Annotated in this window: 20 protein-coding genes and 1 pseudogene; 12 read left to right on the top strand and 9 right to left on the bottom strand. The window is 69.8% G+C overall.

All coding sequences use genetic code 11. The features are described 5' to 3' along the window. Window positions 1-111 precede the first annotated feature (111 nt). Window positions 112-1,110, bottom strand: coding sequence for an inorganic phosphate transporter (locus V5O46_RS31000; protein ID WP_332888068.1), 999 nt, complete (start codon window positions 1,108-1,110; stop codon window positions 112-114). 9 nt (window positions 1,111-1,119) lie between these two features. Further along, on the bottom strand, window positions 1,120-1,740 hold the full coding sequence (locus tag V5O46_RS30995) for a DUF47 domain-containing protein (protein ID WP_332888067.1): 621 nt from the start codon (window positions 1,738-1,740) through the stop codon (window positions 1,120-1,122). Window positions 1,741-1,957: 217 nt separating this feature from the next. Between V5O46_RS30995 and V5O46_RS30990 the strand changes: the two genes are divergently transcribed. Next, window positions 1,958-2,323: a metal-sensitive transcriptional regulator gene (locus V5O46_RS30990; RefSeq protein ID WP_332888066.1), complete on the top strand. Its 366-nt coding sequence runs from the start codon at window positions 1,958-1,960 to the stop codon at window positions 2,321-2,323. 12 nt (window positions 2,324-2,335) lie between these two features. Here the strand turns inward: V5O46_RS30990 and V5O46_RS30985 are convergent, their stop codons facing one another. Both V5O46_RS30985 and V5O46_RS30980 read right to left on the bottom strand, forming a co-directional pair. Continuing rightward, entirely contained in the window at window positions 2,336-2,512 is a 177-nt protein-coding gene (locus V5O46_RS30985; RefSeq protein ID WP_332888065.1) for a hypothetical protein, read from the bottom strand. A 71-nt stretch (window positions 2,513-2,583) separates the two neighbouring features. After that, a complete protein-coding gene (locus V5O46_RS30980) occupies window positions 2,584-3,429 on the bottom strand; it encodes a hypothetical protein (protein WP_332888064.1) in 846 nt (281 codons plus the stop codon). Between the two features lie 80 nt (window positions 3,430-3,509). Between V5O46_RS30980 and V5O46_RS30975 the strand changes: the two genes are divergently transcribed. Further along, on the top strand, window positions 3,510-3,698 hold the full coding sequence (locus V5O46_RS30975; RefSeq protein WP_408649086.1) for a hypothetical protein: 189 nt from the start codon (window positions 3,510-3,512) through the stop codon (window positions 3,696-3,698). A 223-nt stretch (window positions 3,699-3,921) separates the two neighbouring features. On the opposite strand, the gene V5O46_RS30970 is transcribed toward V5O46_RS30975, so the two are convergent. Both V5O46_RS30970 and V5O46_RS30965 read right to left on the bottom strand, forming a co-directional pair. Then, window positions 3,922-4,677, bottom strand: a complete 756-nt coding sequence (locus V5O46_RS30970; protein ID WP_332888062.1) for a phosphatase PAP2 family protein — start codon at window positions 4,675-4,677, stop codon at window positions 3,922-3,924. A 220-nt stretch (window positions 4,678-4,897) separates the two neighbouring features. After that, window positions 4,898-5,908: a bifunctional lytic transglycosylase/C40 family peptidase gene (locus tag V5O46_RS30965; RefSeq protein WP_332888061.1), complete on the bottom strand. Its 1,011-nt coding sequence runs from the start codon at window positions 5,906-5,908 to the stop codon at window positions 4,898-4,900. Window positions 5,909-6,166: 258 nt separating this feature from the next. Between V5O46_RS30965 and V5O46_RS30960 the strand changes: the two genes are divergently transcribed. Next, the gene (locus tag V5O46_RS30960; protein WP_332888060.1) at window positions 6,167-6,922 is read left to right on the top strand and encodes a dienelactone hydrolase family protein; all 756 of its coding nucleotides are present in this window, start codon (window positions 6,167-6,169) and stop codon (window positions 6,920-6,922) included. 75 nt (window positions 6,923-6,997) lie between these two features. Here V5O46_RS30960 and V5O46_RS30955 read toward each other — a convergent pair whose 3' ends face one another. Both V5O46_RS30955 and V5O46_RS30950 read right to left on the bottom strand, forming a co-directional pair. Next, window positions 6,998-7,525 carry a DUF1062 domain-containing protein gene (locus tag V5O46_RS30955; protein WP_332888070.1) on the bottom strand — a complete coding sequence of 176 codons (528 nt, stop codon included), beginning with the start codon at window positions 7,523-7,525 and terminating at the stop codon, window positions 6,998-7,000. A 260-nt stretch (window positions 7,526-7,785) separates the two neighbouring features. Further along, entirely contained in the window at window positions 7,786-7,935 is a 150-nt protein-coding gene (locus V5O46_RS30950; RefSeq protein ID WP_332888059.1) for an ATP-binding protein, read from the bottom strand. Window positions 7,936-8,184: 249 nt separating this feature from the next. Here V5O46_RS30950 and V5O46_RS30945 point away from each other — a divergent pair, with 249 nt between their 5' ends. Together V5O46_RS30945 and V5O46_RS30940 are read left to right on the top strand one after the other, a co-directional pair. Next, window positions 8,185-8,901: a DUF5753 domain-containing protein gene (locus tag V5O46_RS30945; RefSeq protein WP_332888058.1), complete on the top strand. Its 717-nt coding sequence runs from the start codon at window positions 8,185-8,187 to the stop codon at window positions 8,899-8,901. A gap of 9 nt (window positions 8,902-8,910) precedes the next feature. Beyond that, window positions 8,911-9,015: pseudogene (locus tag V5O46_RS30940) on the top strand (DUF397 domain-containing protein); the annotation flags it as partial. A 318-nt stretch (window positions 9,016-9,333) separates the two neighbouring features. Here the strand turns inward: V5O46_RS30940 and V5O46_RS30935 are convergent. Further along, a complete protein-coding gene (locus tag V5O46_RS30935) occupies window positions 9,334-10,254 on the bottom strand; it encodes a haloalkane dehalogenase (protein WP_332888057.1) in 921 nt (306 codons plus the stop codon). Between the two features lie 183 nt (window positions 10,255-10,437). Here V5O46_RS30935 and V5O46_RS30930 point away from each other — a divergent pair, with 183 nt between their 5' ends. The 7 genes from V5O46_RS30930 to V5O46_RS30900 all read left to right on the top strand — a co-directional run bounded on the left by V5O46_RS30930 (window position 10,438) and on the right by V5O46_RS30900 (window position 18,566). Beyond that, window positions 10,438-11,094 (top strand): TetR/AcrR family transcriptional regulator, encoded by a 657-nt coding sequence (locus V5O46_RS30930; protein WP_332888056.1) that lies wholly within the window; start codon window positions 10,438-10,440, stop codon window positions 11,092-11,094. Window positions 11,095-11,357: 263 nt separating this feature from the next. Continuing rightward, on the top strand, window positions 11,358-11,666 hold the full coding sequence (locus V5O46_RS30925) for a hypothetical protein (RefSeq protein ID WP_332888069.1): 309 nt from the start codon (window positions 11,358-11,360) through the stop codon (window positions 11,664-11,666). A gap of 192 nt (window positions 11,667-11,858) precedes the next feature. Further along, entirely contained in the window at window positions 11,859-12,650 is a 792-nt protein-coding gene (locus V5O46_RS30920; protein WP_332888055.1) for a hypothetical protein, read from the top strand. After that, on the top strand, window positions 12,640-13,980 hold the full coding sequence (locus V5O46_RS30915) for a hypothetical protein (RefSeq protein ID WP_332888054.1): 1,341 nt from the start codon (window positions 12,640-12,642) through the stop codon (window positions 13,978-13,980). The genes V5O46_RS30920 and V5O46_RS30915 overlap by 11 nt, the downstream gene beginning before the upstream one ends. 23 nt (window positions 13,981-14,003) lie before the next feature. Further along, window positions 14,004-15,545, top strand: a complete 1,542-nt coding sequence (locus tag V5O46_RS30910) for an SCO6880 family protein (RefSeq protein WP_408649087.1) — start codon at window positions 14,004-14,006, stop codon at window positions 15,543-15,545. An 11-nt stretch (window positions 15,546-15,556) separates the two neighbouring features. Further along, window positions 15,557-16,972 (top strand): ATP-binding protein, encoded by a 1,416-nt coding sequence (locus tag V5O46_RS30905; protein ID WP_332888052.1) that lies wholly within the window; start codon window positions 15,557-15,559, stop codon window positions 16,970-16,972. A gap of 19 nt (window positions 16,973-16,991) precedes the next feature. Beyond that, window positions 16,992-18,566 carry a type IV secretory system conjugative DNA transfer family protein gene (locus V5O46_RS30900; RefSeq protein ID WP_332888051.1) on the top strand — a complete coding sequence of 525 codons (1,575 nt, stop codon included), beginning with the start codon at window positions 16,992-16,994 and terminating at the stop codon, window positions 18,564-18,566. Window positions 18,567-18,620: the final 54 nt, after the last annotated feature.

Genomic DNA, 18,620 nt, shown 5'->3' with positions numbered 1-18,620 from the left:
CCTCGCCGTACGCGTCCGCGGGCAGCCGTCCCACCCCACCCGACCGCAGTGCCGGTGGCTCGGGCCGGGCGACCCCACCCCGAGCCAGAGAACGACACCCACCGGCGTTCCTTACAGGAACGCCAGATTCACCACCCCGAAGGCCAGCGCAGCGACCACCGCCGCGGCCGGCATGGTGATGAACCACCCCATGATGATGTTCCGCGCAACCCCCCACCGCACGGCGTTCACCCGCTTCGTCGCCCCGACCCCCATGATCGACGACGTGATCACGTGCGTCGTCGAGATCGGCGCGTGGAACAGGAACGCCGACCCGAACATGATCGACGCCCCCGTCGTCTCCGCGGCGAACCCCTGCGGCGGGTCCAATTCGATGATCTTCCGCCCCAGCGTCCGCATGATCCGCCACCCACCGGCGTACGTCCCCGCCGACAGCATCACCGCACACGCGATCTTCACCCACACGGGAATCGGATCGCCGTAGTCCTCGACGTCGGCGATGACCAGCGCCATCACCACGATGCCCATGGTCTTCTGGGCGTCCTGCAGACCGTGCCCCAGCGCCATCCCCGCCGCGGACACGGTCTGCGCGATACGGAACCCGCGCTTGGCCTTGTGCGGATTGGCCCGCCGGAAGATCCACATGATCCCCGTCATGACCAGATACCCGGCGAGCAGTCCGACCACCGGCGACACGAACATCGGGATGACGATCTTGTCGAGCACCCCGGACCAGTACACGGCCGTGCCACCTGCCAGCGCCGCCCCCACCATGCCTCCGAACAGCGCGTGCGAGGAGGACGACGGCAGTCCGAAGTACCAGGTGATGAGGTTCCACACGATGGCGCCCACCAGCGCGGCGAAGAGGATCCCCATCCCCTTCGAGCCCTCGGGCGTCTCGATCAGTCCCTCGCTGACGGTCCTGGCGACCCCGGAGCCCAGGAACGCGCCGGCGAGGTTCATCACGGCCGCCATCAGCAGCGCGACGCGAGGAGTCAGCGCCCGGGTGGACACGGACGTCGCGATCGCGTTGGCGGAGTCGTGGAAACCGTTGGTGTACGTGAAGAAGAGCGCGACCCCGATGGTCACGACCAGAGCGAAGGTGTCCATGGACGGGCCTCAGGACTCCTTGACCGCGATGGTCTCCACCGTGTTCGCCACGTGCTCGAAGGCGTCTGCGGCCTCCTCCAGGACATCCACGATCTGCTTGAGCTTGAGGACCTCGATCGCGTCGTACTTGCCGTTGAAGAGATGGGCGAGCAGCTTGCGGTGGATCTGGTCCGCCTGGTTCTCCAGCCGGTTGACCTCGATCCAGTACTCGGTGAGGTTGTCCATGGTGCGGAGGTTCGGCATGGCCTCCGCCGTGAGCTCCGCCGCCCGCGCCAGCACCTCGATCTGCTGCTCGACCCCCTTGGGCAGCTCCTCGATGTTGTAGAGGACGACCAGGTCGACGGCCTCCTCCATGAAGTCCATGATGTCGTCGAGGGAGGAGGCGAGGGAGTAGATGTCCTCACGGTCGAACGGCGTGATGAACGAGGAGTTCAACTGGTGGAAGATCGCGTGCGTGGCGTCGTCACCGGCGTGTTCCGCGGCCCGCATACGCTCTGCGATCTCACCCCGGGCGGAGGCGTCCGCCCCGAGCAGTTCCATCAGGAGTTTCGAGCCGGTGACGATGTTGTCCGCGGATGCGGCGAACATGTCGTAGAAGCTCGTCTCCCTGGGGGTCAGACGAAAGCGCACGTGTGGTCCTCGGGCTGCATCGGTTCGGTCAGGCTGATGCTAGGCGCATCATCCGGCCACGGCTAACGGGCCGTCCCCCAGTGTCGCCCATCGGGCACAGTGATGAGCAGGGGGGCGGTCCGAGGCCCGGGCGCCAAGGGGCCCATACCCAGCGAAGTTCGCTACCATATACCCGCCAGGGGTATATGTCGGCTATCTGCCCAACCAGGAGGACGCGATGACGACCACCGAGGCCGGCGCCGGTGCGCCCTCCCCCGCCGCGACCGACCACGACCACGGTCAGCCCGGCCACGAGCACGGTGTGCACGGCTACCACAAGCAGAAGGACGAGCACCTCAAGCGGCTGCGCCGGATCGAGGGCCAGATCCGCGGCCTGCAGCGGATGGTCGACGAGGACGTCTACTGCATCGACATACTGACCCAGGTCTCCGCATCCACCAAGGCCCTGCAGTCCTTCGCCCTGCAGCTGCTGGAGGAGCATCTGCGCCACTGCGTCGCCGACGCCGCCGTCAAGGGCGGCGACGAGATCGACGCGAAGGTGGAGGAGGCGACGAAGGCGATCGGCCGCCTGCTGCGCACATGATCCTCGTCCTCCTCAGTGCTCGCCGGCGCGCTCCCGCTCCTCGGCGACCCTGAGCACCTCGTCGATGCTCTCCAGGCTGAGCCGCTCGCGGGCGGCCGAGGCGGCGATGATCAGCTCTCCGCACAGTTCGATCTCGGCGAGGGCCACGTGGTCCTGTACTGCCGTACCGCCGACCGGAGCCACGCGCATCACCTCTTCTCTGCCGTCACCGACTTCCTAGAGTAGGGAGCGGCCTACACACCGCGCATGGCACGGAAGGGCTAGTTCTTGCCCTCCGGCTCCTCGGCGATCCTGCCGGCGTAGATGTCGTCCTCGGCCGGGAGCCGTACCGTGACGGGCGCGCCGAAGTCGAACAGCAGCGTCGTCGACGCCACGGCGACCGTACCCTCCGCGTCGCTGTTGACGAAGCTGAAACGATGCCTGATCTTGCGGATACGGCCCTCGTCGTCGACGTAGACGTCGAACGGCACCGCGGCGCTGGCGAACCCTTTTGCCGCCGCGGCGAGCGGCCTCCGGTTCCCGGCCGAGGCGGCCTTCGCCGCCCGCGCCAGATCGGCGGTGCCCCGGTAGTGCCGCACGCCCGTCCCCGCCAGCTCGGTCCTGCCGACATACGTCGCCGTCCGCGCCCCGCGCAGCACCTCGGCGGCGGCGAGCGGATCGGTCGCGCCGCCGGTCACCAGATTGCCGTCGGACAGCGTCGCGGTGTCCACCCGCACCCACTTGTCCTCGGGCACACCGGCTCCGCGGTTCTTCATGAACAGGGCACCCGGAGCAAGCAGCTCGGTGATCGGGCGCCGGGTCTCCTTCCCGGCCGGGTCCTCCGGCAGCAGCACCTTCAACCGCCCGCGCCGCTCCCGGAAGTCGTACACCCCCTCGCCCCGGATGGTCACCCGGGTCCCGCCGCTGGCCATCTCCATCGACGTACGGGCCTTGGAGCTGCCGGCCGCGACCAGCCGGTCGGCGGCGCGGTGCAGCACGTCGACCGGGTCCTGGCCGCGGGCGCCCTGCGCGGCGGCACCGGTACCGGAGCAACCGCTCGCCGCCATCCCGACGCAGGCCACGATCCCCGCCACCACGCCGGTCCCCCTCGCCCTCGCCCAGCTCATCGCCTGCCTACCCCCAGCCGTTGCGTCCGTTCCGGGCCCTTTGTCATCCCGGTTAACGACGGCCGTGCGACCCCGGTAACGTGGTCGGCGTGGCGCAGCAGGACGGTCTTGATGTTCCGCGGGACCTACCGGAACACAGCACGACGACGATCGAGCGGGGCCCCTTCTGCCTGGCCCGCTGCACCTGCGGCTGGAGCGGCCCGGCCCGCAGGGCCAGAAGCCTGGCCCGCACGGACGCCAGGACCCACACAGCAACTCCGGCGAGCTGACCCACACGCCCGACCCGCAGGCAGTTGTGCCTCCCCCCACCCGCGGGCAGTCGTGCCTCCCTCCCCCAGTGCCTGAACGGCCTGGGAGGCAACACCCAGGGCGGCACGGGTGGGCGCTGGGGGCACCCCCTCCGGGGAGGCACCCCGCCAACGCCGGGCTGCGCGACCCGGGGACGGTCACCGAACCGACGGACGCCCAGTCACCCCGGCGAGCGGCGCAGCCCTACGCCGCAAGTCCCCGCTCCCGCCGCTCCTCCGACCCCGGCTCCCCAGCTCCCTCAGCCCCGGAGCCCGACCCCGGCTCCCCTTGCCGCGCACCCGGAATCACAGCCCCGGCTCCCCCCGGGCCACCTCGCCCCCGGCCACTCACCAGCCACCCCATCCGCGAGGAGCGCTCCACCGCCTTCAGCACCGGCGTCAGCAACGCCGCGGCGACCGGCGACAGCAGCAACGCCACCGCCGTACCGAGCGCAAACCCCCCGATGACGTCCGTCGGATAGTGCACCCCCATGTACACGCGGCAGAACCCACCCAGCAGCCCCAGCAGAATCCCGACGACCCCGAACCTCCGGTTCGCGACGAACAGCGCCACACCCATGGCCATCGTCAGGGTGGCGTGATCGCTCACGAACGAGTAGTCGTTCTTGCCGGCGACGAGGACCTCGAGGCCCTCATGGTCGTAGAACGGGCGGGGCCGCTCCACGAACCCCCGTATCGGCACGTTCACCAGCACCGCGATCCCCGCCGCCAGCGGCACCCACACCAGCGCCGCCACGGACGCCGCCGCGTCCTCACCGCCCCGGCGCCGCACGGACCACCAGCACCACACCACCAGCAGCACCATTGCGAGCAGCAGTCCGTACTCGCCCACGAACTCCATGACCCGGTCGAACCAGGGCGGCGCTGCCTTGGCCAGACCATTGATGTCGTAGAGCAGCTCGACGTCGGGGTTCGACCCGGATTCGGCGAGTCCAGCCATGTGCTGCGGCCCCTTCGTCCTCACTGTCCGTCCGGCGCACCCTTCGCGCGTACGCCGCTTTCCGCCATCCCCGTGGCCGTAGATCCGCTGGTCCCGCACACCTACGCCAACAGGAACGCACAGCCCCCGTCGTTGCGTTCCGCACTCCACGGAATGATCACGCAGACGTTATCGAAGAGAGACTCGTCGTCGCAGCTCAGGAGGTTGATGCCGGGTCGACTCAGATGCCGGTGGGGGCCGTGGGGAGCGCTTTCGCGCCATCCGCGGTGACCCGGGTGGCCCCGAAGTAGTCCGGAGTGTCGATCGGGTCGAAGCGGATGACGGCGCCCGGACGGGGCGCATCGATCATGTACCCACCACCGACATAAATCCCCACATGCCGGATGGCCCGCGAGTTGGTGGGATCGTCGGAGAAGAACACCAGATCGCCTGGCAGCAGTTCGTCCCGCCCGGGATGCGGCCCCGCGTTGTACTGGTCGTTGGCGACCCTGGGCAGCGTGATCCCCACACTCTCGTACGCGGCCTTGGTCAGCCCCGAGCAGTCGAAGCGTCCGCCCTGTTCAGCCGTGCCGTCGCCGCCCCACAGATAGGGTGTGCCGAGCTTCTTCTGCGCGTACGCGATCGCCCCGGCCGCCTGCTCGGACGGATCGACCCGGCCGACGGGCGCGGCGAAGCTCTTCTCCAGGGAGAGGATGCGCTTGACGTAGTTCTGCGTCTCCTTGTACGGCGGTACACCCTGGTACTTGATCACCGCGTAGGCGCCGGCGTTGTAGGAGGCCAGCATGTTTTCGGTCAGATTCCCGCCGACGTCCTTGACGTAGGACGCGAGGGTGCAGTCGTACGAAGCCGCCGACGGGATCGCGTCGTTCGGATCCCACACATCGCGGTCCCCGTCGCCGTCCCCGTCGATACCGTGCGTCGCCCAGGTGCCGGGGATGAACTGCGCTATCCCCTGCGCCGCGGCATGGCTCTGCGCATTGGGGTTGAATCCGCTCTCCTGGTAGAGCTGGGCGGCCAGCAGCGCCGGGTTGATGGCGGGGCAGAGGTTCCCCCACTTCTGCACCAGCTCCTGGTAGGCGGCGGGCACGGCCCCCTTGGCCAACGCCTTGGTCCCGCCACCGACACCGTTCATGAGGTTCCCGGCGACGACGTAGACGCCGATGACGAGGAGCATGACGAAGCCGGTCCCCATAGCGACCGCGGCCCCGGCGGCGACCCAAACCTTGCGCATGCCTCAACCCTCCCCCATCCCCGGCCCGTTCAGCACGGTTTTCCCGGTCATGTCGCCCACCCTCAGCCCACTCGCCGAGCCGGCTGCCGCCATACGCGGCGTCACATCGGCGCCGGGGCCCTGTGATACGTTCTCGCCGCCGTGCTCCGCTGCGAACCGAGGAGGTGAGACCGATCCACGCTGCAACAGGTCGGGACTCCCTCCCCCGCATGGCCTAGGGAGTGCCCGCAGAAGGCATCCCGAAAGGCTCGAAACGCGTTGCGCTTCATATCTGAGACGTCGTCCGACGGCGTACACGAACAGCTCTTCGTCCTCGGTGAGGTCCCCGGTGTGCTCTGGACGCCGGAGGGCGCCGTCGGTACTCGTCCGCTCGTCCTGATGGGGCACGGCGGCGGTCAGCACAAGAAGGCCCCCGGCATCGTGGCCCGTGCGCGCCGCTTCGCTGCCGAGTGCGGCTACGCCGTCGTGGCGGTCGACGTGCCCGCCCACGGCGACCGGCCGAAGGTCGAGGAGTACGACCGGATCCTGACCGAGAACCGGGCCCGCATGGAGGCGGGCGAGGCGCTCGCTCCGCTGATCGCCGAATTCCAGGCGCTCGTGGCGCGCCGGACCGTCCCGGAGTGGCGGGCGGTGCTGGACGCGGTCCAGCAGCTCGGCCGGGTCGGCTCAGGTCCGGTGGGCTACTGGGGTGTGTCGCTGGGGTGCGGACTCGGCGTTCCGTTCGTCGCCGCCGAACCCCGGGTCCGCGCGGCGGTACTGGGCCTGGGCGGGGCGTCGCCATCGGCATCGGCATCGCCATCGCCATCGGCCGAGGCCGCCGCTCGGATCACCGTTCCGGTCCAGTTCCTGGTCCAGTGGGACGACGAGCGGGTGCCGCGCGCCCAGGGCCTGGCTCTGTTCGACGCCTTGGCCTCGGTGGAGAAGACGCTGCATGCCAACCCCGGCAAGCACGGGGAGATCCCGGCATTCGAGCTGGACAGCGCGCTGAGCTTCTTCGCCCGCCACCTCGGCTGATATCCCACCGAACGCTGCTCGCCGACGGCCTGTCCGGCGAATCACGCCGGACAGGCCGCCCGCGACGAGGAGGACTCAGCGCTTGAGCGTGAAGGTGAAGTCGCCGGAGAGCTTGCCGTTCAGCCGGACCGCCGAGACGAGCTTCCCCTCCGCGAGCAGTCGCTCGGTCTCGGCCCGCGAGAGACCGCAACCGTCAGCGATCAGTCGCACCGGCCGGACAGGTATCCGCGCAGCAAAGCGGACCGAGACGTCGATCACCTCGTGGTCCAGGTGCTCCGATCCGCCGGTGTCGAGGCGCCAGGCGCCCGTCCAGTCGAGGGCGATGCGGTTACGGCGCTGCACGACCGGATCCTGGAGCAGCTCAGCTGCCAGTCCGGGGTCGTTGTCCTGCATCCGTTCCAGCAGCTCGGGCCGTACGGAGCGCACGTTCATCCGCTCCAGGACCGTGAGCTTCGCCGTGTCCCCGCAGGCGGCACAGAGCACGAGAAGCCAGGCGTCGAGGAGTTTGTGGTTGGCGTTGATACGGAATTTGCCGTTCGCCCCGAAGCGTCCGGACGCGCATGCGTGGCAACGGCGGAGGACGGTCGGCAGGCAGGTGGGCATGACCACCCAGCTATTGAGCACAGAAGTACACCGGTTTCAGTGAGAAGTCCGCAGCAAAAAGGAGCGCGGCGCACATGCGCGACGCGCGACACATCAGCTCTCGGGAGGTCTCACAGGGTGTACAACGGCACGTCCTTGCCTAGACGACTCGGCTCGGCGCACGGTAGCGGCGTACGGCGGCACCGCTCCACCGGTTTTCGAGGCCTACCGCGGCACCTGTCCCTCCGGCACGGCACTTCTCGCCGTGCCCTCGCCCTCCGTTACGTCAGGCCACCGCACCGACACTCGGCCCACAGCAGCTTTCCGCCCTTCGACGCACCGAGCTCGCGCAGCACGGAGACGCCGACCGCGTCCGCGCAGGCGTGCACCAGGTGCAGGCCGCGACCGCCCTCGGCGTCCTTCGGCTGCACACCTGTGGGAGGTTCCTCCCGGAAGCCGGGCGGCACCCGGGGGCCCGTGTGGCCCACATCCCGACCCGCAGCCGGCCCGGCTCCCGCGACAGGATGCGGAGCGAGTAGGGACCGGCCGTGTGCAGGCGGGCGTTGGTGAGCAGTTCGGCGGCGAGCAGCTCCGCGGTGGGTGTGAGCGCGCCCAGTCCACGGGCGGCGAGCGCGGCACGGACACAGCTACTCGGAATCAAGCAGGCCCAGGTCAGCAACATGGAGACCGGCCGCCTGCCGGTCAGCGCCGACCGCGTGCGCACCATGGCCTGTCGGTACGAGTGCCCCGACAAGGAGCTCGTCGAGGCACTCGCGGGAATGACGGGCGAGCGCCGACGCGGCTGGTGGGAGGAGCACCGTGACATCCTGCCGGCGGGCCTGCTGGACCTCGCCGAATTGGAGCACCACGGCACCGCACTGCGCACCGCCCATGTCTCCGGCGTCCCCGGCCTCCTTCAGACCCTGGACCACGCCCGCGAGGTGTTTCACCAGGTCGTCCCCGAGTTGTCACCCCCCGAGGTGGAGCACCGCGCCTCATTCCGCGTCAAGCGCCAGGCCGTGCTGTTCCGCAAGAATCCGGTCCAGTATCGCGCGATCATCCATGAGGCCGCCCTGCACATGAAGTTCGGCGGATGCGAGGTGGCCAGGCGGCAGCTCAAGCACCTGCTGAAGGTGAGCGAGCACCCGAACATCTCGATCCACGTCATCCCTTTCGACGCGGGCGGCTACCCCGGAGCGGGACAGCCCGTCTACTACGTACACGGCCCCGTACCACCGCTGGACACCGTTCAGCTCGATCAGTCCCACGGCATCGTCCTTCTGAACGCAGAGGCCCAGCTCGACAAGTACCGCAAAGTCCTCGACCGCCTCATGGCCCTCAGCCTGATCGAGCTCGACTCCCGGGCCCTCATCCACCACGTCATCCAGTCGACCTGAGAGGCAGTCATGCACCCCATCCACTGGCAGAAGTCCTCGTACTGCGGCGAAGGCGAGTCCTGCCTCCACGTCGCCGCAACCCCCGGCGCCGTCCATCTCACCGAGAGCAGCGACCCCAGCGGAGCGATACTCACCGTCACTCCCGCCGACTTCCGCACCCTGCTCTCCGCGCTGCAGGGTGAGACCGGCCGAGCGCACCCCGGCGTCGAGGTGGTGACCTGCGGCGAAGGAGACGAGGACGATCACCCCGTACTCCTCCGCAGACCAGGCGCCGCGCACGACGCCGTCACTACCGACGACGCAAGTGGGACGCCTTCGTCCGAGGCGTCCGAGCCGGCGAGTTCGGCTGAGCGGGCCCACCGATCGAGCGATCAGGAGGCCTGCCCGTCACGCCCCCCGTTCGCCGTCAGCCCTGCGTCATCGGCCAGCCCCTCAGGAGCGAGCGACGTCCGCGGCGATGAACTGATTCACGGTCTCGGCGAGCTCGGGGCCTCGGTCCTCCTGCAGGAAGTGGCCGCCGCCCTCGATCGTGGTGTGCTTCTGTCCCTGCGCGCCGGGCACCCGCTCCCGGAAGATCCGGTCGAGACCGCCGGTGATCGGGTCCTGGTCGCTGAACGCGCACAGGAAGGGCTTGTCGAACTGCTCCAGGGCCTGCCAGGCCTCGCGGTTCGGCCCACTTGCGGGATCGTCGGGTGAGATCGGAACGAGCATCGGGAACTGCCGGGCGCCCGCCTTGAAGGAGTCGTCGGGAAACGGTGCGTCGTAGGCTGACGTCACCGCGGGGGGCAGATCGCTGCGGCAGCCGGAGTTCACGATGCTCCCCACGCGCAGATCAGGCGTGCTCTGGCTGAATTCACGCCAGTCCAGGAACGCCTTCGAGGGCTCGCCGTCCCCTGTGGGAAGGAAGGTGTTGGCCACGACGACCCTGGCGAAGCGGTCGGGGTGCTCCGCCACCAGGCGGAGGCCGATGAGCCCGCCCCAGTCCTGGCACACGAGGGTGATGCCGCGCAGGTCGAGGCGGTCGAAGAGGGCCTCCCGCATCCAGTCCACGTGGCGTTGGTAGGTGTAGTCGGAGCGTGCGGCCGGTTTGTCGGAGCGGCCGAAGCCGATGAGATCGGGAGCGACGCACCGGTGACCCGCCCGAGTGAGCACCGGGATCATGTGCCGGTACAGGTAGGACCAGGACGGCTGACCGTGCAGCAGCAGCACCGTCTCTCCGGAGCTGCCGTCACCGTCGTCCACGTAGTGCACACGCAGCGCGTCGCCGCTGCCGTCGCCTGCCGCCACAACCACGTAGGCCGGCGGGAAGGGGTGGTCGGGCAGGTCGTGGAACCGTTCATCGGGCGTACGCATGATCTGCATGGTCCGGGTACCTCCTGTGAATTCTGGGTACAGCGACTCCGCGCCGAGCAGCGAGGCGGCACTGGTACTTCACCTCAACCTGGAACGACCGTTTCAAGATACAGGCGGCGTCGCGCACACGCCAGATCCGCGCCGGTATCCTGGAATCATCAGTCCAAGTTCACGGGGTGAGGCGTGCCAGACATCAAGCACTTCGACACGGACACGACCCTGGACACGGTCATGCGCCTGTTCTGGCGCAACGGCATGGTCTCGACGGGAATCCAGGACGTGGTGACGGCCACGGGACTCAACCGGTCGAGCCTCTACGCCACGTTCGGCGACAAGCAGGAGCTCTATCGCGCGGCACTCCGACGCTATGCCGAGCAGCGTTCCGGGCCGAGGTTCCGCCGCCTCGCCGAGGACGGGCGCGGGCTCCCCGCGATCTTCGACTTCTTCGGCGAGCTGATCGAAGCATGCTGCTACGGCGAGCACGCACGCTGGGGCTGCATGATCTCCAACGCCCACGCGGGCACCGAGAGCGGCGACCCCGAGGTCCGCGCCCTGCTCGACCGCCAGTACCTGGAGCTCCGGGACTCCCTGCGCACCGCGCTGATGACGGCCGACGGTCTGAACCAGCTGGAACCGGGCGTCGACCCGGGCTCGGTCGCCGACGCCCTCGCACTCCTCACCCATGGCGTCAACCTGCGCTCACGAGCCGGGGTTGACGCCCGCACCCTGCGCGAGACCGTGGCCGCGACCCTGAACGCAATCGGCGGTCACGGGACGGAAGGAGAGGGGCTCACGCCGGGCCCCTCCCGGCCCGCCGAGGCACGGGACAGAGAGGTCTAACGACACAACCGCCGCCAGGTTCCGCCCCGGCTTCATTGCCCATCGTGACCGTACGTGATACACAGAGTGACCATACGACTCATTGCATACCGCTCGCGCCGCCCCACGAGGGTCCGGCGAGGGACGGTGGCAAGGTGTTTGTACGAAACCCGCCAATCAATGACGCCAAGTCGACATCCGGCAGCGCCATCGTCGGCGAGAATAGGCCTGACCTCTGCTCGACAGCAGGGGCGCGGAACTACCCAACAGGGGCGGTGACTTACATGTTCTTTGCGGCCGACGAGGGCGACATCAACACCATTATCGGCGGGATCGCTCCGGATTGGGGCCCCTTCGGCAGTCTGGGCAACGAGGCCAAGGTCATGATCGAGGTGGTCATGGCCGTGGCCATCCTGATCTGCCTGGGCATCGCCATCTGGGGCGCCGCAAAGCAGCGCATCGGCGCCACCGCGCTGCGCGACACCTTCAGCGCCGAACAGGGCAAGGGCCTCATCATCGCCGGACTGACGGGCGTGTTCATCATCGGTTCGCTCGGGACGCTCTTCACCATCGTGTACGGCATGGCCGTCTAGGGCGGATCCCGGCCCCCACTCCACTCCTCCTCCCCCCATCCCACCCGCCCGTCGTGCCCCCGGCTGAGGTTGCGTTTCCCTGATGTCGAGTCACCACACCGCGCCCGCGCGGGAACCAGCACGGCTACCGTCGTACTACTACGGCATGGGGCACGAGGAGTTTCCGCACGACGTCGAGGGGGCGGACGCGGCATGAGTCTCGGAGACGGGCACGAGGCCTCCGGCGGCTACGGCGGCACCGGCCAGACGCGCACGCGCCTGCCCGACGGGGGCCCGCGCAGAGGCGGCCGGTCGTCGTCGCGCAGCCTGGTCACGGTCGTCGGCGTCGTCGTACTGCTGATCGCCGCGATCGCCTTCGCGAACCGTGGAGGAGACGATTCCGCAGCGGGGTCGGAGGCCGCCGACAAGCCCAAGGCCGCGGCGACCGCGCCGACCGGCGAACACCCGGTACAGGCCGGTTTCGCCCGGGACGAGCAGGGGGCGCAGAGCGCGGCGGCGAACTACGCCGTGGCGCTGGGGTCCGCCGACATGTTCGACAAGGCGAAGCGCGACGCGATTCTGCTTTCGATCATCGTCCCCTCCAGGTCGGCGGACCTGACTGCCACTCTGGACAGGGCGTACAGCCCCGCGTTCAACAAAAACGTCGGACTGAACGAGAACGGCTCGACGCCGGAGGGCTACACCTTCGTGTCCCGCACCAGCCCAATCGGTACGAAGGTCACCGAGTCGTCGGGCGACGCGGTGAAGGTCGAGGTCTGGTGCAGCGGTCTCCTCGGTCTCGCGGGCGAGAAGTCCACGATGCCGGTCACGAACAGCTGGTTCACCATCACGATGCAGCTGGCGTGGACGGACGGCGACTGGAAGATCGTGACGCACTCCCAGAAGGACGGCCCCGCCCCCATTCCCGGTGACGACCAGGCCTCAAGCGCCGACGAGATGGCGAAGGCCGTCCAGGAGTACGGAGGGTTCACCTATGCGCGCTAGCCGCCGCGTACTCACGCTGACCGGCATCGTCGCCGTCGCACAGGTGACAGCGGTCCTCACCGCCACGCGCGCCCTCGCCGCACCCACGCCCACGCCCACGCCGAGTGACGACCCCTGCGACCTGATCCACGGCGCCGCGAAGGAGTACTGCGAACGCGACGAAGGATCCGGCGGCACCGGAGGCGGCGGTGGAGGCTCCCTCAACGACCCCACATCCACCCTCGACCCCCTCTCATCCCTGGCAAGGGGCTGCGCCGACGCCGCAGCGTGGACGGTCGACAAGCTCAGCGCCGCCGTGCAGGACACCGCCGAGGTGGACTTCACCAACACCACGTTCCTCCAGCAGTACGCCGTCGTCTTCGCCGCGTCGACGATCCTCACCCTCCTCCTCTGGCTGCTGGCCGTGGCCAAGCGAGCCGTCCGCGGCGTGCCCTTCACCACCGCGGTCTCCGAGGCGGTCGGGTTCCTCTGGCTCACCGTGCTGGCCTCCGCCTTCACTCCGCTGATCCTGTACACGGTCGTGTCGGCGACCGACGGCGTCACCGACGTACTGGCGTCGGCCACCGGCGACCAGACCGACACGTTCTTCGGCACCTTCTCCGCCGCCCTGGAGAAGGGCGAGGACATCGGCGGCGGACCGATCATGCTGATCGTCGTCTCCTTCGTGTCGATCCTCGCCGCCGGCGTCCTCTGGCTGGAGCTGGTCATCCGCGCCGCCCTGCTCTACGTCGGTGCGCTGCTCGGCACCGTCGTCTACGCGGGGCTCGTCGACAAGAACCTGTGGGGGCACGTCCGCCGCTGGGCCGGGATCATGATCGCCGTGATCCTGGTCAAGCCCGTCATCGTCATCGTCCTCGGGCTGGCCGGTGCACTGTCCGCCGACGAGGGGCCGGACGCGTTCTCCGCGGTCGTCTCCGGCTTGGCGATCATCCTGCTCGCCATCTTCGCGTCCGCGATGATCTACCGCTTCGTCCCCGGCTTCGGCGACGAGATCGCCCACTCCCGCAACAACCGCATCATGCAGGGCGCCGAGAACAAGGCCGCCGCCGTCATGAGCTCACCGGCGACCCTCGTCGCCCAGGGCATCAAGACCCACAGCTCCCGCACCCACCAGGGCGGGGACACCGGCTCCGGCTCCCCGCGCCCCGCCAATCCCGCCTCCGGCGGCGTCGCCGCGCACAGCACGCGCACCCCGAACGGCGGCGGATCTGTCCCCTCCGCCGCACCCGCACCGCGCTCCGCCAACCCGGTGAACAGCCCGGTGAACACGCCCCACGCCAGCAGCACCCGCAACAGCAGTACCAACCGCACGGGAGGTGAAGGGCGTTGACGGCTGATTCCCACGCGGCCCATGTGTCCCACCCGGTCACGCCCCGCCGTACATATCTGATCGGCCGCGCCCGGCCGAACGCGATCGTCGGCCGCAACCGCGAGACCGGCGAGATCGCGCTCATCGTCCTGGGCGCGTTCCTCGGCATGATGTGCGGGCTCCTCGTCCCCCTTCTCACTCTGCGGATCGTGCTGCTCGTCGGCTTCCCGATGCTGGCGCTCGCGGCGGTCTACGTGCCGTACAAGCACCGGACGTTCTACAAGTGGTTCGAGATCAACCGCAGCTACAAGCGGGCCCTTCGGCGGGGGGCGACCTACCGCTCCGCCGCCGCCGAGGCCGGCACCCGGCTGGACGGGCGGGAGATCGAGGTCGGCCCGCCGCCCGGCATCGGCCGTATCACCTGGCTGTCCGCGCCGTTCGGGCCGGACGAGATCGCCGTACTGCTGCACGCGGACCGCAAGACGGTGACGGCCGCGATCGAGATCGAGGGGCCCGGCGTCGGCCTGCGCGACTCCGAGGACCAGGAGGCCCTGGTCGACCGGTTCGGCACGCTGCTCAAGCACGTGGCCAACGGCGACGGCTTCGTCACCCGCCTGCAGATGCTCGCCCGCACCCTGCCCGCCGACCCCGACGCCCACGCCAAGGACGTCGCCGTCCGCGGGGACGACAGGGCGCTGCCCTGGCTGCAGCAGTCGTACGACCAGCTGCAGTCCATGGTGTCCACCAGCAGCGAGCAGCACCGCGCCTACCTGGTCGCCTGCATGCACTACACCCGCGACCTGGCCGCGGAGGCGCACGCCATGGCGCGGGCCGCGCGGCCGCAGCAGGGGCGCAGGCTCGACCGGGACGCGGGCCTCGCGGTCGTGATGGCACGTGAGCTGACCGACATCTGCTCGCGGCTCCAGGAGGCCGACATCCGCGTACGGCAGCCCCTGGGTCAGGGGCGGCTGGCCTCGCTCATCCACTCCATGTACGACCCGGACCACCCCATCGACCACCTCCAGGCGATGACCAAGCGCAACACCTGGCCGGCCGAGCTGGACGCCACCGAACCCACCTTCCTGCAGGCCAAGACCCGGGAGTCCAACACCCGCGCGCCCTGGTGCCACGCCACCGCGTGGGTGAAGGAGTGGCCGATGACCCCCGTCGGCGTCAATTTCCTCGCGCCGCTGCTCGTCCACACCCCGGACGTCATCCGCACGGTCGCCGTCACGATGGACCTGGAACCCACCGAGGTCGCCATCGAGCGGATGCTGACCGAGAAGACCAACGACGCGGCCGAGGCCTCCCGCGCCGCCAAGATGAACCGCACCGTCGACCCCCGCGACCTCGCCGCGCACAGCCGGCTCGACCAGCGGGGCGAGGACCTCGCCAGCGGCGCCGCCGGCGTCAACCTGGTCGGCTACATCACCGTCTCCTCCCGCAGCCCCGAGGCACTCGCCCGCGACAAGCGGACGATAAGAGCGTCGGCCGGAAAGTCGTACCTGAAGCTGGAGTGGTGCGATCGCGAGCACCACCGCGCCTTCGTGAACACCCTCCCGTTCGCCACCGGCATCCGAAGGTAGGGCTGAGCCTGATGCGGGACCCGCTGACCGTCCTCACCGATGCCTTCACCTCCTTCCTCTTCGGGAAGGTCGAGACGACCCGCCCACCGGTCCGTACCTCCACCGGCCAGGCCCAGGCCGTCTACCTGCCCACCGCCGCGCCCGGCCTCGGCGACTCCGGCGTCATCATCGGCCGCGAGGTCTACTCCGGGAAGGGATACATCTACGACCCCTTCCAGCTGTACGGCCAGCAGCTCCCCGCCCCGCACTGGCTGGTCCTCGGCGAGTCCGGCAACGGCAAGTCGGCGCTGGAGAAGACGTACGTGCTCCGGCAGCTGCGCTTCCGCGACCGGCAGGTCGTCGTGCTGGACGCGCAGGGCGAGGACGGCGTCGGCGAATGGAACCTCATCGCACAGGAGCTGGGGATAACTCCCATCCGCCTGGACCCGACGGCCGCCCTGGACCACGGCATCCGGCTCAACCCCCTGGACCCGTCGATCACCACCACGGGCCAGCTCGCCCTGCTGCGCACCATCATCGAGGTCGCCATGGGCCACGGCCTCGACGAACGCTCCGGGTTCGCGCTGAAGGTCGCGCACGCCTACGTCAACGAGACGATCGTCGAGCGGCAGCCGGTGCTCACCGACATCGTCGAGCAGCTCCGGCACCCCGAGCCGGAGTCCGCCGAGGCGATGAACGTCGACATAGACGACGTACGGGCCTGGGGACTGGACGTCGCCCTGGTTCTGGACCGGCTCGTCGACGGTGACCTGCGTGGCATGTTCGACGGTCCGACCACGGTCGGCATCGACCTGGACGCGCCGCTGATCGTCTTCGACCTGTCCCACATCGACCGCAACTCCATCGCCATGCCGATCCTGATGGCGATCGTCGGCGTCTGGCTGGAGCACACCTGGATCCGCCCCGACCGCAAGAAGCGCATCTTCCTGGTCGAGGAGGCCTGGCACATCATCAACAGCCCGTTCGTGGCGCAGCTGTTCCAGCGGCTGCTGAAGTTCGGGCGCCGGCTGGGCCTGTCCTTCGTGGCGGTCGTGCACCACCTGTCCGACGTCGTGGACGGGGCGGCGGCCAAGGAGGCCGCGGCGATCCTGAAGATGGCCTCGACCCGGACCGTCTACGCCCAGAAGGCCGACGAGGCACGGGCCACGGGCCGCGTCCTGGGCCTGCCGCGCTGGGCCGTCGAGATCATCCCCACCCTGACGCCGGGCATCGCGGTCTGGGACGTCAACGGCAATGTCCAGGTCGTCAAACACCTGGTCACCGAGACCGAGCGCCCGCTGGTCTTCACCGACCGCGCGATGACCGAGTCGTCCAGCGACCTCACCGACGACGACGCCCTGCGCGCCGCCGAGCTGGAGGCCGAGGAACGCGCGGCGGCCTTCGTGGAACAACACCTCGGCGACTCGTCCGAATCGACGGTCGCCTAGGACACAGGGGGAGGAACGCATGAGACCCGACGACCGGCACCCCGACGGCCGAGGCGGCATCCCGGACGGCCTGCTGGTCGGCGCCATCGCGTTCCTCCTCGGCATGACCGCGCTGACCTGGACGGCGACCGGCCTCGCCGGACTGCTCGCGCACGGCTCCTGGCCCACCGGCGTCACCTTCGCCCGCACCCCGACGGCCATGCGGCAACTCGTCGCCGAGCCCCACGACATCCCCGGCGCCTGGCCGGACGCGCCTGCGGCCGGGCTGTCCGGGTACGGTCTGTTCTGGGGGCTGTTCATCGGCCAGATGATGGTGCTCGTCGTCCTGACCGTGTTCGTCCTCGGCACACTGGCCCGCTGGAAGGCGGTACGGCAGCGGCGGCGGGCGGCGGAGGAGAGTGAGGCGGAGAGGGCAGAGAAGGCAGAGGCGGAGAAGGCGGTGAGGGCGTCGAGGGCGGCTGAGAAGGGCGCGGAGGCCGTGGCGGACGCATCGGCGCCCGGCGTACGCGAGGTACCGGTCCCCCGGGCACCCCACCGGCCACCGGCGCCACAGGAGGCACCCGCACAGCAGCCACCGGCACAGGAGGCAACGGCGCGGCCGGAACCCGCCCCCCTGGCCGCCGCCGCGCAGAGCACTCGAGCCGACGGCTGGGAAGCGCACCACCGCCCGGCACGCGCCGTGCACTACGGCGCCCCGGAGGCCCGCGCCACCACCGCCGCCCAGGCCGTCCGGGACGCCGAGGGTCCCGCCCTGGTCGTCACCTCGAACCCCGCCCTCTGGCAGGACACCAAAGACGCCCGCGCCAAACTCGGCCCCGTCCACCTCTACGATCCCGCCCACCTCTGCGACACCCCGTCCCGCCTGCACTGGTCGCCCACGGCGGGGTGCGAGGACAAACAGACGGCGGCCCGTCGGGCCACCGCCCTGCTCACCCCCGTACGGCCCACGGCCAAACTCGACCAGGCCGTAGGCGACACCGCCGAGACCCTCCTGCGCAGCTACCTGCACGCCGCCGCCATCGACGGCCGCACAGTCCGCCATGTCCACCGCTGGTCCCAGGGCATCCAGGTGCAGGACGCCGTACGCATCCTGCGCACCAGCCCCAAGGCCGCCCCCGGCGCCGCCGGCGAACTGGAGGGGGCGCTCACCGCCCACCCCGAACGCCGCGACATGGCCCACCAGCTGACCGCGCGGGCACTCTCCGCCCTCTCCACGGTCAACATCCGTGAGGCATGTACCCCGAACCGGGCGGATGGGCTCGCCCTGGATTCCTTCATCCACGAAGGGGGAAGCCTCTATGTGGTCGGTGAGCCTCTCGAGGACCCCAGGACGGATCCGGGCGCGATGCCGCTCCTGACGGCCCTCGTCTCCAGCGTGGTCGAGCGCGGCCGGCGCATGGCCGAACGGTCATCCTCCGGTCGGCTCGACCCACCAATGACGCTCGTCCTGGACGACGTCGCCGCCGTGGCTCCACTGCCACAGCTGCCGGAGTTGCTGGCCTCCGGAGCGGACCAGGGCCTGCCCACACTCGCCCTGCTCCGGTCCCGCGAACAGGGCCGCGCCCGCTGGCCACATGACGAGCTCCCGGTGTAGCGAGCTTGCCCTGTAGCCGGCCTCCCGTGCAGCGCCGGCCCCGTCACCTGTCGA

This window comes from Streptomyces poriticola (assembly GCF_036689765.1).
Lineage (GTDB): Bacteria > Actinomycetota > Actinomycetes > Streptomycetales > Streptomycetaceae > Streptomyces > Streptomyces poriticola.
The sequence above is the reverse complement of the archived record's forward strand: the minus strand, read 5'-3'. Positions and strand labels throughout refer to the sequence as shown.